The sequence below is a fragment of the Streptacidiphilus jeojiense genome (assembly GCF_000719095.1).
In the GTDB taxonomy this organism is placed as follows: Bacteria; Actinomycetota; Actinomycetes; order Streptomycetales; family Streptomycetaceae; genus Streptacidiphilus; species Streptacidiphilus jeojiensis.
In genome coordinates this window covers 336,665-351,916 of the sequence record NZ_JOEH01000016.1, presented here as the reverse complement: position 1 = coordinate 351,916, position 15,252 = coordinate 336,665, and the positions used below count along the sequence as shown (strand labels likewise).

Here is a 15,252-nt window from a genome sequence, read left to right as displayed (position 1 = left end):
GCGAAACCTCCTGTGCACATCCGCTGACACCCCGAAGCCATGTACGACCAGCATGTCCGCGACCGCGCAGTCCCGCGTGCGGGGGCCGCCAACGGTGTGCGGCGAAGCCGCGCTCGGGATGGTGACGCTGCGGCCGAACGGGCCGCTGTGCCGGTCATGCCGCGGGGTCACCCGGAGCGGCGTCCCCGGGCTGTGCTCCCTCGTCGAGGAACTCGACAACGGTCAGGGCGAACAGCACTGCCAGGACGATGCCGGTGACGACCCAGCCGGTGGGGTAGGACCACAGGGCCAGGGTGAGGCCGCCGGCGGCGAGGACGGTCCAGGTCAGCCAGCGCTTCCAGTGGTGGACGAAGCGGCCGACCGGGCCGAGGCGCAGGCCGGCGGACTGGGCGGAGCGGCGGGTGGCGTCGATGCCGGAGGTCCTCAGGGAGCGGAACTGGGTGGCGCGGCGGCCCGGTCCGGAGAGCCAGGCACCGAGGGCCACAGCGGCGCCGAGGACGGCCACCGACCGCACCGCCGTGCGCAGGAAGTGGACGAGCTGGTCGAAGATGTCCGCCGCCGCGTCGGGGGAGACCCCGGCGGGGAGTTTGTCGAGGTAGAGCGCGCGGGCGACGACCAGGCCCAGGCCCAGCAGCAGGACTCCGACGGTGATCGCCAGGGCGGCGGTCACCAGCGCGCGGCGGCGGCGTCGCGCCAGCCACACCGCCGCCGCCGCGAGAACGGCGACCAGGACGGCCAGCCAGTTGCCGAGGATCTGGAGCAGCCGGAAGCCGGTCCTGGCTGCCCCGATGTGCTGCGCGTCCAGGACGGTGTAGGAGGTGTGCACCTGCGGGATCCTCGCCGCCACGGTCAGCCCGGAGTCCACCAGCCGCTGCTTGACCTGCTCGACCACCGGGCCGAGGTCGATCACCACGGAGTCGTCCGTGAGCTGGACCGCACCGCCGCCCTGCCCGGTCAGGGCCTTGACCATGGTGCTGTGGATGCGCCGGTTGGCGTCGGTCCAGAAGGTGTGGAACCAGGAGCTGGACACCACCGCCAGGGCCTCCTTCTGGACCAGGCCACCGATGGCGTTCTCGATCGGGGCCGCGAGGCTGCCCAGCCCCTTGGCCATCAGCGGCCGGTCCTGCGGGGCGGCCTGCTGGAGCACGGTCTGCAGGTCCAGGTGCCCGGTAACGGCCTGGGAGGCTCGGGCGGCGACGGCGGACTGCACGGCGGGGCTGTCCACCAGGGGTCCGACGGTGGCGACATAGCGGTCGGTGTCGCCCATGATGCCCGCCGTCCAGGAGGCGACCACGGCAAGCGGGGCGAGCACGAACGCCAGCACCAGCAGCACGGCGGCCCCGGCCGAGCGCAGTCTGTGGTGCGGCCGGGAGAGTTCGGCAACCTGCTGCCGCAGCCGGGAGACCTCCGCCGCATCGTTGTCCTGGCCCACAGTCACTCCTGTTCTCCCATCGCTCCCGCCGCAAGCGCCTCGACGGTTCGGACGCCCAGTCAACGGGCTGCGCGTACCATCCGCGACCGCGGCTGATCCGTTGGGCTCACGGAGCAGTGACGGCAGCGCTGACGCAGATGAGGACGGCCAGCACCAGCATGGCCAGGGCGATCAGTGGCTGGTACCCGGCCCGGCCCAGTGGCTGGCGCAGCCGCATCCGGTGCTGGACGGAGCGCCAACGGCGGTATCCCACCAGGACGGTGCCCACGGCGAGGGCGATCAGGTAGGCGGCCAGGGCCAGCCGCAGGGCAGTGGGGGTGGCCTGGCCGAGCTGGACCACGGCGAGTGAGCCGGCCAGCAGGGCCAGGCTGGTTCGGGTCCAGGCCAGGAAGGTGCGCTCGTTGGCGAGGGTGGCACGGTAGTCCGGTTCCTCGCCCTGCTCCTGCCAGGGCACTTCGGCGCCGGGTGACTCCGGCGTAGGCGGTCGTTCTCCGGTCGCCATGCGTTGCCTCTCCGTTTCACGCTTCGGCGGGGCCCTGCTGGGGCGATCTGGCGGTGTGTCGCCGGACCAGCCGCACAGCGACACCGACCACCGACATGATCAGGGCGGCCCACAGCGCGGTGCCCAAGCCGTGGATCTGCAGGTCGGAGGTGACCAGCGCGGTGACCTTGAGCGTGATGGCGTTGATCACGAACAGGAACAGGCCGAAGGTGATCCAGACCAGTGGTCGGGCAACGGTTCTGAGGAATCCGCCGAGGACGAGGTTGACGACGGCGAACAGCACGGTCGTCCACAGCACGCCCAGCAGGCCGCCCTGCAGGGTCATGCCGGGCAGCAGCCAGCCGCACAGCAGGAAGGTGGCGGCGAGCACGAGCAGGGAGACCACACCGTGCTTGATCAAGAGGGTCTCCTCCCTGGCGCCGTGCGGTGTCGTCGCGGGGTGTTCACCGTCAGGCCAGAATCTTCGCCTTGGCCTGTTGGAACTCCGCTTCGGTGAGTGCGCCCTGCTCCTTGAGGGCGACCAGTTTCGTCAGCTCGTCCGCGTTCCCCGCCCCGGGGGTGCTGCCGGTGCCGGCTGCCTGGCGGACGTAGTCCTGGAAGGCCTCCTGCTGGCGCTGGGCCTGGGCCAGGTCGCGCCGGCTCATGTCGCCGCCGTGGATGATCACGTAGACGAGGACGCCGAGGAACGGCAGGACGATCACCAGGATCAGCCAGGCCGCTTTGCTCCAGCCGCTGGTCTCGTGGTTGCGGAAGATGTCCCCGATGATCCGGAACAGCAGGAACAACCACATGATCCACAGAAAGAACCAGAGCATGGTCCAGAATGCGTCCAGCAGGGGATAGTTCACGGCCAGACTCCTGTCGCCGGTGCCGGGTCCCTGACCTCGCGTCATGCGACGCCAGATCCTCCAGGCTCGATGAATCTATATGTATTGATATCACCGCAAATCGCCCATCGCCTCCGGATCCCTCGGCGGTCGAGCGGGTGCCACTGCAGCCGTCATCCGTATGCCGTAGGTCGGCTGGCCGGCTCTGGTGGGTGCGGCGAGGGTGGTCGCAATGCCCTCGGAGTCGAGGGCACGGGCGAAGGGGAGCGGGATGGCACAGGACGGCAAGGCCAAAGGCGTGGAGTCCTCGATTCTGGCGGCGAACAAGGCGTTGCTGGAGCGGTTCGCGTTCGGTGAGACCCAGGACTTCGAGGATGCCGCCCGGGGTCTGCTTGGGACCCGGGAGGATCGTCAGATCCGCGACGCCGAGGGGCGCGTGGTGTGGGATCTGGACGCCTACGCCTTCCTGCGCGGCGAGTGCCCCGACACCGTCAACCCGAGCCTGTGGCGGCAGGGGCAGCTGGTCATCCACGACGGCCTGTTCGAGGTGACCGAGGGGGTCTACCAGATCCGCGGCTTCGACCTGTCCAACATGACCCTGGTCGAGGGCGACACCGGCGTCCTGGTGATCGACCCGCTGCTGACGGTGGAGACCGCCGCCGCGGGTCTGGCGCTGTACCGGGCGCACCGGGGCGAGCGACCGGTCAGGGGGGTGGTGTACACCCACAGCCACGCCGACCACTTCGGCGGCGTCAAGGGGGTCGTGAGCGAGGACGAGGTCGCCGGCGGTGTCCCGGTCCTGGCGCCGGAGGGCTTCCTGGAGCACGCGGTCAGCGAGAACGTCTACGCCGGCGCCGCGATGAACCGGCGCGCGGCCTACATGTACGGCGCGGCGCTGCCGCCCGGGGTGCAGGGTCAGGTGGGTGCGGGGCTGGGGCAGACGCTGTCCACAGGTTCGGTCAGTCTGATCCCGCCCACGGTCACCGTCACCAGGACCGGTCAGGTCGAGACCGTTGACGGGGTCCGGATGGACTTCCAGCTCACCCCGGGCACCGAGGCCCCCGCCGAGCTGAACATCCACTTCCCCGACCGGGCGGCGCTGTGCATGGCCGAGAACGCCACGCACAACCTGCACAACCTGCTGACGCTGCGCGGCGCGCAGGTGCGCGACCCGCACGTGTGGGCCCGGTTCCTGTCGGAGAGCCTGGACCTGTTCCTGGACGGCACCGAGGTGGCCTTCGCCTCCCACCACTGGCCGGTCTGGGGACGCGAGGGCGTCGAGCGGTTCCTGTCCGAGCAGCACGACGTCTACGCCTACCTGCACGACCAGACCCTGCGGATGCTCAACCAGGGCCTGACCGGCCCGGAGATCGCCGAGCGCATGCAGGTCCCCCCGGCGCTGGAGCGTGCATGGCACACCCACGGCTACTACGGGTCGGTCAGCCACAACACCAAGGCGATCTACCAGCGCTACCTGGGCTGGTTCGACGGCAACCCGGCCCACCTGTGGGAGCACCCGCCGGCGGAGGCCGCCGCCCGGTACGTGGCCTTCATGGGCGGCGCCGACAAGGTCCTGGACCAGGCCCGCCGCTCCTTCGCCGAGGGCGACTACCGCTGGGTGGTCCAGGTCGTCAACCACGTCGTCTTCGCGGACCCCGGGAACAGCGAGGCCCGGGCCCTGCAGGCCGACGCCTTCGAACAGCTCGGCTACGGCAGCGAGAACGGCACCTGGCGCAACTTCTACCTCATGGGCGCCTACGAGCTGCGGAACGGATCGGTCGGCACCCCCACCGCCACCACCTCCGCGGACGTCCTGGCGGCGCTGACCCTCGACCAGCTCTTCGACGCCCTCGCCATCCGCGTCGACGGCCCCCGGTGCTGGGACAAGGACATCACCGTGCGCTGGAACCTCACTGACGGCCCAACGATCCTCATGCGCCTGCGCAATGGCGTGCTGTCCCACCGGATCAGCCCCACTACCAGCAGCGGTGATGCCCATGTGGAGATCACCCTCTCCGAGGCCGACCTGCGCGCCGTCCTCCTCGGCGAGCTGTCCCCTTCCGATCTGGCCAACCGCGCCCAACTGTCCGGCGATCCCACCAAACTCACCGAACTGCTGGGATGTCTCAGCGACCCCGATCCCGACTTCGCCATCGTCACTCCCTGACAGTGCCGCGGGCCCGGTCGCACTGAGGCGACCGGGCCCGCGGCACGGCAACAGCCCGCACCACCGAAGGTGGGGCAGGACCGGGGCCGCTCCCGAGCGGTGGGAGCGACCCCGGGGCACTGGGGGTGTTACTTCATGGCCGCGAGAGCGGTGTCCACGCCGGCGAGGGGTGAGCCCATGCCGGTGACGGTGTCGAAACCAGGGCCAGCGGTGCACTCGGTGCCGCACAGGCCGTTGGAGCCGGTGGTCACGTCGTTGAGCTTGCTGCCGAGGGCGTACACGTCGGTGTGGGCGGTGTCGCCGTTCTTGCCGGCGCCGGAGGACTGGACGCCCTTCTGGTAGGCGGGCTCCTTCTCGAAGTAGCTGAGGCCGCCGCCGGTGGAGGACCAGGCGGACTCGCTCAGCGTGTTGCCGGTGGCGTCCAGCTTCATGTTGGTGCCGCCGATGGCCAGGGCGTAGGGGCTGGTGGAGGAGTACCCGGCCGGGTAGCCGTCGTCACCCGTGGACTGGGTGCAGACGGAGTCGGCCAGGTCGCAGTGAGCGTCGTAGAACGGCTCCTCGGAGAACTCCGGCATGCCCCAGCTGTTGCTGATGACGGCAGGGTCCAGCGTGGAGGCCACGTCGATGCCCTGGTAGAGGCCCTGCGCCGAGGCGTCGGCGGCCTCGACCAGCACGATCTTGGCGTGCGGGGCGACGGTGTGGGCCCACTCGATGTCGAGCGCGGCCTCCTCGTTCCAGCTGGAGTCGGCCTCCGGCTGGCTGCCGGCGGCGTACTTGACCGAGAAGTCGAAGCAGTCGCTGGTGGCGTTGGTGCTGCCGCAGGTCTGCGGCAGGTTGAACTGGGCGGAGAAGGTGTTGAGGTCGGACTGCGCGTTCGGGTAGTCGTAGGCGTCGACGATGGCGATGGTTTGGCCGGTGCCGTCACCGGTCAGACCGAGGCGGCCCTGGATCTGCTGCGGGGTGTAGCCGCGGATCGCGGCGGCGGCGTCGGCGGTGCCGGCGTCGGCCTTGATGGTGGTCGCCAGGGTCTTGGACTTGATCTTGAGCGAGGTGGTGGCGGCGCCGGTGCCCACGGTCTGCTCAGTGACCGGGGCCGCGGTGGCGTCGGTGGCGGTGGCGGTGGTGGTGGTCGGAGCGGCGGCGGCCTTGCCGCTGCCGACGACCTCGTTCACGGTGACGCCGTGGTAGTAGCTGTCGGTCGCGAAGGAGTCCACGCCGAAGCCGCCGACGGAGACGGACAGCGCGTAGGCGGTCCAGTCGTAGGGCAGGCCGACCAGCTGGGTCGCCCCGTCCTTGGCGGCGCCGATCGGGGTGACGGTGCCGGCGAACTCGGAGAAGGTCTCGCTGTCGGGGCTCAGGTACTCACCGTCGTTCGGCAGCGGCAGGCTGTACTCCTCCAGACCGCCCACGCCGCCCACGAACACCTCGTGACCGTCGCTGGTGGTGGTGAACGCGCCCTGCTGGTTGTTCGGCAGGGTGTGCACGTCGTACGCCGCGGAGCCGTCCGCCGGGAAGACCGTCATCTCGTACCAGTGGAGCTCCATCAGGCCGTAGGTCTTCGAGGTGGTGAAGCCGTTGAAGGTCTGCGCGCCGGGGGACAGGTGCGTGGTGACGACCTTGCCGGTGCGGCTGTCGAGGATCTGCACCTCGTGGTCCTCGTAGATCTTGCCCGCGCCCCAGGCCAGGGCCACGCCGTGGCCGTTGGTGCCGGGGATGTCGGCGCTGGCGTAGGCACCGGCCTGCGCCTGGATCCAGGCCGCGTTGTCGGTGTTGGGCTGCTCGGACCAGATCTGCTTGCCGGTGGTCGCGTCCAGCGACACGGCGGTGGGGGCCGGGTCGGTGACGCCCTTGTTGAAGCCGGCGGCCACGCCGCCGTACTCCAGGATCAGACGGCCGTCGACGTCGACAGTGGCGGTGGAGTACGCCACGTTCTTGCCGACCGCGGCGCTGGGCTTGTAGGTCCACTTGGTGGTGCCGTCGGCGGTGTACGCGGAGACGCCCGCGGTGCCGTTGGCGATGATCTCGCCGTTGGTGACGGCGGTGCCGTACTGGAAGGCGCCGGTGGTCACGTCGCTGTCCAGCCGGCCGTCGGTCTCCAGGACCGCGATGCCGTGCGAGGTGGAGGCGACGATGCGCTGCGCGGTGTGCCCGTGCTTGTCGGCCACGGTCGCCAGCTTCAGCTGGTGCACGGCGGCGCTGACCGGGGTGTCCCACAGGATGCGCGGGGTCGGGTCGTTCAGGGTGCGGCCGTCGAGGGCGAAGACGCCGTGGCTCTGGCCGGCGACGACCAGGTCCTTCACGCCGTCGCCGTTGACGTCCACGGAGACCGCGGAGTAGTTGTCGCCGAGCAGCGGCTCGGTGACGGACTTGCCGCTGTTGCCGAGGAACCGGTTCGCCGTCAGGTCGTAACCGACCGTCAGGATGCCGCCCTGGTAGGGCATGACCTGGTCGCCGACGGCGTCGCCGTCCCGCTTCCAGTCGATCGAGCCGTTGCTCGCGTTGAACGCCAGCAGCTGGTTGTGGTAGATGCCCTCGGGGTTGGTGAGGGTCATCGCGGTGGCGTCGCTGACCGCGGCATAGACCTCGCCGCTGCCGTTCGGGTCGAAGGTGAGGGACAGCGTCGGGGCGTTGGCGTTGCCCACGGTGCTCGCGGTCCGGTAGCTCCACAGCGTCTTGCCGCTGCCGTCCAGGCCGGAGATGGTGGACTGGCCGTCGCTCAGGTCGGCGTTGATGCCCAGCTCGGCGACCGCGATGGCGGCCTCGTGGCCGTGCGGGGTCGGGTTGACGACGAAGGCCTCGGGGATGGTGCCGTTGCGCGAGGCGACGACGGTGCGCTTGCCGGTGACCGAGTTGATCGCGGTCAGGTCCCAGCGGACGGCGTCCAGCGGGTCGTTCTGCTCGGCGACCAGGATGTTCTGCGAGCCCGGCTGCTGGGCCATGAGGCGCGGGTAGCCGGGGGTCTTCAGGTCCACCGAGGCATTGCCGGTGGCGGCGTCGACCACGAGCACGTGGCCGTCGGCCGGGCGGGGGTTGCCCAGGCCCATCGGGGTGTCGGTCCAGCTGGTGACCAGCCGGCCGCCGCTGATGGCGGTCAGGTCGCCCCAGTTGGCCCAGGGGGCCTTGGTGGAGTAGGTCCAGGCGGTGCTGCCGGTCAGGGCGCCGCCCTTGCCGACGGCGAAGGAGTACGCCAGCAGCGAGGAGCGGCTGCTGCCCTGCGTCGCGACCGGGTTGTAGGTCCAGTCCGGGCCGGTCTCGTCGGCGGCGATCAGCTTGCCGTCCTCGACCAGCAGCGAGCCGACCGTGCCGGGGACCAGCGTGTGCCAGAGCATCTTGCCGGTGCGGCCGTCCAGGACCGAGACGAAGGTGCCGGTGGACACGTCGGAGCCGGACGCGGTGAACGGCCGGTACGGGCTGGAGCCCACGTTGTAGGCCACCGCCACGTCGGCGACGCCGTCGTGGTTGAAGTCGGCCTGGGCGTAGGGGTGGCTGCCGGTGGCGCCGGGCTGGTACGGGTCGTAGCCCTCGTACATGACCGCGGTGAACGGCTGGTCCAGGTACGCGGTCTGGGGCTTGACGCCCCAGTCGCTGTACAGCTGCTCACCGGTGGTGTTCCACACCGGCTTGCCCGCCGCGTCGTAGCGGGTCAGGCCGCCGCCGGAGAACACCGAGACCCAGTCTGCGGTACCGCCCAGCGCCAGCGTGGACGCCGCGCCGCGCGCCGTCTCCCAACTGCTCTCAGTCGTGATGCCGCTGGACGCCGAGGTGGTGCTGCTGCTCGTACCGGTCGCAGCCGACGAGGAGGAGCCGGAGCTCGTGCCGGTGGAACTGCTGGAGTTCACCGAGTCGGCCCCGGTCGACTCGGCCGCGGCGGCCACCAGGCCGGGCGTGCCGTCCGAACGCGGGGTGTACTTGGCGCTCAGTTCGGCCAGCTTGGCGGCGGTCAGCCGCACCGTGCCCGAACTTCCGGTGTCCGCGCTGGCCACGGGCGCGACGGTCATGGCCGCGGCCGTGGCCAGCACGGCGGTCGCGGCCGCCGTGCGTATACCGGTCCTTCGACGTCTTGTTGACGACACTTCCACTCCTTGTCACCACAACGGGGGGTGCACGTACCCTCCCAGGTCGCGCCTGCCGTCGGTGGGATCAGGGGTGGCCTGCCCCGGCCGCTGGCCACATCTGGCCAACCCGATATGCTCACTGCCTCGATCTTTTGTTTCTGTCGTTGACAAATTGCTGGGGAGGCAGCTGGTGCTGGAGTCGATCGGCGTGGACGACGTCGCGGAACGCGCCTATGAACTACTGCTGCACCAGGAGTTCTTCACCGCTGCCGCCATGGCCGCGGAGCTGGGGCATTCGCCGCAGCGCACGCGTCGGGCGTTGGACGACCTGGTCGCCGCTGGTCTGGTCGCCCCAGCCCCCGGCCGTGCCCGCAGCTATATGGCGGTCGACCCTAGGGCCGGCCTGTCCGCACTGATCCGTTCCCGTCAGGCCGAGTTGGAGCGGGTGGCCTCCTCTGTCGAGACCTATGCCGGCAGATACCACGAGCGCGCCCTGCGTACCGACCCGCACCGGCTGGTCGAAGTCATCGAGGGCTCAACCCAGATCAGCCGCCGTGTCCATGAGCTGATCGCCAGTGCCCAGGTGGAGGTCATGGCATTCGACGCTCCTCCGTACGTCAATCCTCACGCCAGCGCGTCCGAGACCGAGCAGCTGGTGTTGGCACGCGGCATCCCCGTGCGAGCGATCTACGCCACGGAGGTTCTGGAGGTTCCGTCGCTCGTCGAGTGCCTGCAGGCCATGGTCGCCCTGGGCGAGCAGGCCAGGGTCGTACCGCAGGTCCCGATGAAGATGGTGCTGGTGGACCGTCGCGACGCCATGCTGCCGCTGACCGCGGGAGCGGAGGCCGCACGCACCGCCGCCGTGTTCGTGCGCCGATCGGCACTGTGCGACGCGCTGGTCGACCTCTTCGAGGCCACTTGGGCAGCGGCCACCCCCGTTTTCACTGACCCGTCGCCGTCCGCCTCGCCCGGTGAGGCGTCGGACGAGGACCGCGCCCTTCTCCACTTGTTGAACGCCGGTCTCAAGGACGAGGCGATAGCGCGCCAGCTGGGACTGAGCGGGCGCACTCTGCGGCGCAGGGTCGCCGAGCTGACATACAGGCTGGGTGCCACGAGCCGATTCCAGGCGGGAGCGCAGGCCATGCGCCGTAGGTGGCTCTAGCAGGCGCCCCGGCCCGTGCCCGTCGGCGCCCCCTGCCGGCGCGAATGACGAAGGAGGGGTCCGATCGGGCTCAGGTGGCCCGACCATCGGGTCAGCTGTGTCGCCTCCTCCGCGCCGTCAGGTGCAGTACGGCCCCCGCGAGCAGGATGGTTGCGGCCAGGAGTCCGCCGAAGGCGAGGTATCCCGGTGCTCCGGTGCCGGCCAGGTCGCCGCGCTTGGGGGTGTCGGGGGTGCCGGGCACCGACGGTGTGGGGGTCGGGGTGGGGCTGGGGGTGCGGTTGAAGGTGTTGGTGACGGTGATCGTGATCGGCGTGGTCGGGTCGGTGGTGACCACCGCCGGATCGCCGGCCGAGCCGTGGTCGACGGTGACCTGCCGCGCGCCGTGGCTGTCGGTCTCCTGGGCCCAGCAGCGGCTGTTGACGGGCAGCGGTTGGACGGTGACCGGCTTGCCCGTGGTGACCTGGTAGGTCTTGTGCAGTACCAGGTCGCTCGGGGATCCGTCGCCGTTGGGCAGGGCGCAGGAGAGCTCGATCGGAAAGGAGGTGGTCGCGAAGTCGGCCGCACCGTCGCCGTTGAGCTGCTTGACCAGTTGCAGCGTGCCGAACTGGAAGGTGTTGGCGATCTCCACGGTCTGCACCGCGGGCGTGCCCAGGCCCGGGGCGATGGTGAGCTGCACGGGTCGGCTCACGGGGTGGTCGGTGCTGCCGCCGCGGGCCGAGGTCTCCCAGACCGAGCAGTCGGCTCCGGCCGGGATGCCGTCCACGGTCCTCGGCCGGGCCGCAGTGACCCGGTAGTCCTGGTCCAGGACGGTGCGGTCGGGCCGTCCCTGGGGGTGGATGACGCAGGTGACGTGGAACGCGAACGGCACGTGCGACAGCGCGCCGGTCAGCTGCGCCGAGGGCGAGTCGACCGTCTTCACCAGCTTCAGCGAACCGTAGGCGAGTGCCACGCCGACCTGGATTGGCTCGTTCGCCTGCAGCACCCGGGCCGAGCCGGCGCGGTCGGTGACCTCGTTGTGGGCGTAGGAGTTCCAGGCGATGGTCGGGTCGCCGTTGTGGGCCACGTCCAGCGGGGTGTCCATGGCGTAGGTGAGGTTGACGAACCCTCCGGGCACCAGCGGGGTGGGGAAGGTCAGTTCCGCGCGGAAGCCGCTGGCCCTGGCGCTGAACGGGTCGTCCCAGGTGGAGGCGGGGCAGGAGGCCGCTCCGGCGTCGGCGCCGGCCCCGGCCATGCTCAGGTCGTCGGCGCAGACGGCGGCGTCGTTCTCGTAGGCGAGGGTGAGGTCGCCGGGGCCGTCCAATGCGGGGCGGGTGGCCAGGGTGGGCCGGTGGTCCCAGGCGGTGTTGCGGGCGGAGTCGATGATGACGCCCTTGTCGCCCTGGACCGGGAAGCGGTCCACCACGCGCATGGCGGTGGCGTTCTCGGTGCCGGCGTTCTGCAGCCGCAGCAGGTAGTGGTACCGGTCGCCGGGGTTGACCAGGGCGATGCAGGGGCTGGTGGTGTACAGCAGGCCGTCTGGGCCGGTGAGGGACAGGCAGGAGGAGTCCCCGGCCGGCACGGTGGTCTTGCTGAGTACGTTGTACCAGCCCAGGCTGTCGCGTCCGGAGACCCACTTGCGGGCGGCGAAGCTGGCCCCGGCCTTGGCGGTGAGGGCGGCGGTGGCGGTGCAGTACAGGCCCGTGCCGAAGGTGGCGCCGTCGCGCTGGGAGGCGCCCTCGCAGGCCAGGTCGGGGTCGGTGGAGGTGGCGCCCATGGTGTTGGTGACCACGTCGCCCGCGTTGACGCCGGCCTCCAGCTTCACATGGATCTCGATGGTGAAGGTGGCGCCGGGCGCCAGCACCCACGGCTTGCCGTCGTCGGCCTTGGAGAAGTCCCAGGTCAGCATGGAGACATGAGTGCCGCTGTTGGTGGTGGAGAAGACCGGGGCCGGAACCGCCGGGGTGCCGGTGGGCACCTGCTGGTCCTCGATCTTGTAGGGCTGGCCGTTGTCGCCGGCGAACGAGTCGTTGAAGGCGATGCCGGCCGGCAGGCTGTCCCGGACCACCAGGTCAGGGACATTGGCGGTGCCGGTGTTGACGACCTTCAGGAAGAACGGGGCGTCCTCGCCGGGGGAGAGCGCGGTGTCCGGGGTCTTGCTGACGTCCAGCCGCGGGGTGCCCTTGACCAGGTCGAGGGTGGCGGTGACCGGATCGATGGGGCGCGGCCGGCCGGGCAGCTCCAGCTTGGTCAGGAAGGACCCCGAGACGGTGTCCTCCAGGTGGTCGGGCACCGTGCCGCCGGTGCTGCGCAGCTTCTCGCGCGGGCTGACGTCCAGGTGCAGGATGCCCTGGCAGCTGGTCCCGCTGGTGCACGGGGTGAGGGCGTAGCCGCCGTTGGCGGTGCTGGTGGAGGAGTAGGTGACGCGGAGGCCGGTGACGTCCGCGGCGCTCACCCCGGACGGCAGGGCGGCGGCGGAGGACGGGGTGCCGTTGACCCAGGCGCCGTTGACGTAGGCGTCGATCTGTACCCGGTCGGCGCCGCCGGGCATCTGGTTGGACGTGATGGACAACAGGTCCACGGCGTCGAAGAAGTCGCTGTCCTGGTCGGTCATCTGCAGGTACTTGGCTGACATGTTGCCGGTGTTGGCCACCGTCAGCGCCACGTCGGCATGCTGCTGCGGCAGGCCGGGGACGGGCTTGGGCAGTTGGCCGGGGGAGATCGACTTGTTGAGCGAGGCGCTGTCGGAGGCCGGGTCGGTGTTCATCGACGCCGAGCAGGACGGGGTGGTGGTGTAGCCGCCGTCGGCGCTGATGCCGAAGCAGTTGGTGAAGGTGGTGTCGTCGGGGGTGCCGGGCCGGCGTTCGGTGACCACGTTCACGGTGAAGGTGCCCTCGGGCGGCAGGTCGCCGGTGTAGGCGACGCGGATTCCGGTGGCGCGGTGCAGCAGCGCGGTGTCGCTCGCGTTGTAGGGGACCCAGCCGCCGGCCCCGCTGTTGGCGGTCGGGTCCCACAGCTCGATGGTGGCCGGGGTGGAGGACGGGTCCAGGGTGACCGAGTCGATCTGCATGACCGAGAAGGGGTTGCCCTGGCTGAAGTCGGGGGTGCCGTCGGCCTTCGCCGGAGGGTCCGTCAGCACCGGGTTCACCAACGGGGTGTTGCCGTTGTTGGTGATCTTGAGGTGGAACGGGATGGGCTGGCCGACCGGGACGGAGGTCTGGTCCGTGGTCTTGTCGCCGCCCGCGTCGGTGTTCGGGTTCTCGACCGTCATGTCCTTGCAGACGCCGCCGCTGGCGGTGCCGGAGCCGTCGGTGCGGCCGGCGTCGCCGGTGAAGGAGGCGCAGTTGGTCAGGGTGCCGGCCGCCACGCCGTCCTTGAGCGTGCCGTGCAGGTCCAGTCCGGCGTCGGCGTTCGGGGCGATGGTGGGGTTGCCGTCCGCGTCGGTGCCGGTGTAGGTGACCTCCACTTTGGTGACGCTGGTGCCCGCTTTGGCGACGTCAACGGTGGTGTCGGCGGTGTAGGTGTTGGTGCTGGTGGTGCCGTCGGCGTAGGTGACGGTCAGGGTGGCCGAGGTGGCGCCGTCGGGGAAGCGCAGCCGGACCTGGCTGACGTCGATCGAGTCCAGGCTGCTGGGGTTCCTGCTCGGGTCGGGTTCGGTGACGGTGATGGTCTTCACCGGGAACGGCGACTTGTTGGTGACGTCCACCAGTGCGCTGACCGGGGAGTTCTCGCCGGTGACGGCATGCTCGCTGCTCTGGTGGGTGAAGTCGCCGTTGGTGTCGGGGAAGAAGTCCTTGGTGGAGTCCAGTACCAGGATGTTCGGCAGGATGTCGTACGGCGCGCACGCCTGGGCGCCGTTCGTGCTGCCGGTGGTCTTCTCCTGCGCGGACGGGGTGGCGCAGTTGTCGACGGTGATCTTGTCAGTGGGGCGCAGCGGGGCCCCGGTGGTGCGGTCGGTGTCGCGCAGCTTCAGCTTGACGGTGACGCTGCCGCCGTCGGTGTCGTAGGGCAGTGGGTCGCCGTTGCTGTTGGTGAACACCACCTGGAATCCGGTGACGTCCCCGGCAGCCACGCCGGTGGGCAGGGGGAGCGCGCCGGGCGCGGTGATCGGGTCCCCGGTGTGGGTGGTCCCGTCGGCGGTGGTGACCACCAGTTGGGCCTGGTCGGCGCCGGCCGGGAACTTGGTCACCTCGGCGGACTCGAAGTCGAAGTACTCGAACGTCTGCTGGCCGGTGTCCGAGATCGTCAGCGAGGTGACGTCGGCCGAGGAGGAGGAGTTGTTGCGCACGCCCAGGGTGAGCGTGCTCTCCTCGCCGCTGCCGGCCACTGCCGAGCCGTCGGTCCAGGTCTTGGTGGCCACCGGCTTGACGACCAGCGGGATGTGGACGGTGACGTCGCTCTCTGCGGACTTGGTGGCGGCGTTGTCGGCGGTCACGGTGGCGGTGTTCGGCAGCACCGTGCCGTCCTTGAGCTGGGTGTCGGCGGGCAGCCGCATGCCGACCTCCACCGAGCCGCTCTGACCGGCCCGCAGTCCGGTCTCCCCGGAGGGGTTGGTCAGCGGCTGCTTGTAGACGATGGTCAGCTTGCGGGTCGCGGCGACGTAGGTGACGTCCCGGGTGGAGTTCGACTGCGGCAGGCTGGTCACCTCCAGGCCGGCGGGCAGTACGTCGGTGACGGTGAAGTGCACGCAGTCCACGGTCAGACCCGAGCACTGCCCCTGCAAGGTGTAGATGAACTCGTCCCCGGGCTCCAGCGGACCGCTTGCATCATTGGTCTTGGTGATACTCACCGAGCTCTGCGGCAGGGCGCGCCTGGCCTCGGCGGCGACCGCCCCGGGGGCGGCGGCCAGCAGTCCGAAGGTGAGGGCGGCCACCGCCAGGCGGTGGAGGCCGCTTGCGTGCAGGCGCATGTGACGGTCCTTCGGCAGAGGGCACGGGGTTTCTCCGGACAGTAAATGGGATGATCCGCGAAGAATGGTCAGCGGCACTGACGCCCCGCACCTTTTCACTCAGACGGCCCCGAGCTGCGAAAATGCAACACAGGGTCGTCCGGTCGGTGACAAGGACTGAACCTCACCGACGTCCTGTGGTGAGGCGCTCTGCGCGCAGCGGGTCGCCAGCTTTGGGAGGCC

Annotated in this window: 8 protein-coding genes; 2 read left to right on the top strand and 6 right to left on the bottom strand. The window is 70.4% G+C overall.

Going from position 1 to position 15,252, the window contains the following annotated elements; genetic code table 11:
- Nucleotides 1-154: 154 nt before the first annotated feature.
- From IF29_RS0122515 to IF29_RS0122500, 4 genes are all read right to left on the bottom strand, one after another.
- Nucleotides 155-1,432, bottom strand: a complete 1,278-nt coding sequence (locus tag IF29_RS0122515) for a hypothetical protein (protein WP_232242352.1) — start codon at nt 1,430-1,432, stop codon at nt 155-157.
- Nucleotides 1,433-1,538: 106 nt separating this feature from the next.
- On the bottom strand, nt 1,539-1,934 hold the full coding sequence (locus IF29_RS0122510; RefSeq protein WP_063757563.1) for a YidH family protein: 396 nt from the start codon (nt 1,932-1,934) through the stop codon (nt 1,539-1,541).
- A gap of 16 nt (nt 1,935-1,950) precedes the next feature.
- A complete protein-coding gene (locus IF29_RS0122505) occupies nt 1,951-2,334 on the bottom strand; it encodes a phage holin family protein (RefSeq protein WP_051725686.1) in 384 nt (127 codons plus the stop codon).
- Between the two features lie 49 nt (nt 2,335-2,383).
- A complete protein-coding gene (locus IF29_RS0122500; RefSeq protein WP_051725684.1) occupies nt 2,384-2,827 on the bottom strand; it encodes an SHOCT domain-containing protein in 444 nt (147 codons plus the stop codon).
- Between the two features lie 205 nt (nt 2,828-3,032).
- Here IF29_RS0122500 and IF29_RS0122495 point away from each other — a divergent pair, with 205 nt between their 5' ends.
- Nucleotides 3,033-4,928 (top strand): alkyl/aryl-sulfatase, encoded by a 1,896-nt coding sequence (locus IF29_RS0122495; RefSeq protein ID WP_030257903.1) that lies wholly within the window; start codon nt 3,033-3,035, stop codon nt 4,926-4,928.
- Between the two features lie 128 nt (nt 4,929-5,056).
- Here the strand turns inward: IF29_RS0122495 and IF29_RS48580 are convergent, their stop codons facing one another.
- Nucleotides 5,057-9,001, bottom strand: a complete 3,945-nt coding sequence (locus IF29_RS48580; RefSeq protein ID WP_157623868.1) for a S8/S53 family peptidase — start codon at nt 8,999-9,001, stop codon at nt 5,057-5,059.
- Between the two features lie 172 nt (nt 9,002-9,173).
- Between IF29_RS48580 and IF29_RS0122485 the strand changes: the two genes are divergently transcribed.
- Entirely contained in the window at nt 9,174-10,145 is a 972-nt protein-coding gene (locus IF29_RS0122485) for a MarR family transcriptional regulator (RefSeq protein WP_030257900.1), read from the top strand.
- Between the two features lie 91 nt (nt 10,146-10,236).
- Here IF29_RS0122485 and IF29_RS48575 read toward each other — a convergent pair whose 3' ends face one another.
- Nucleotides 10,237-15,030, bottom strand: coding sequence for a DUF5979 domain-containing protein (locus tag IF29_RS48575; RefSeq protein ID WP_084714771.1), 4,794 nt, complete (start codon nt 15,028-15,030; stop codon nt 10,237-10,239).
- Between the last annotated feature and the right edge of the window lie 222 nt (nt 15,031-15,252).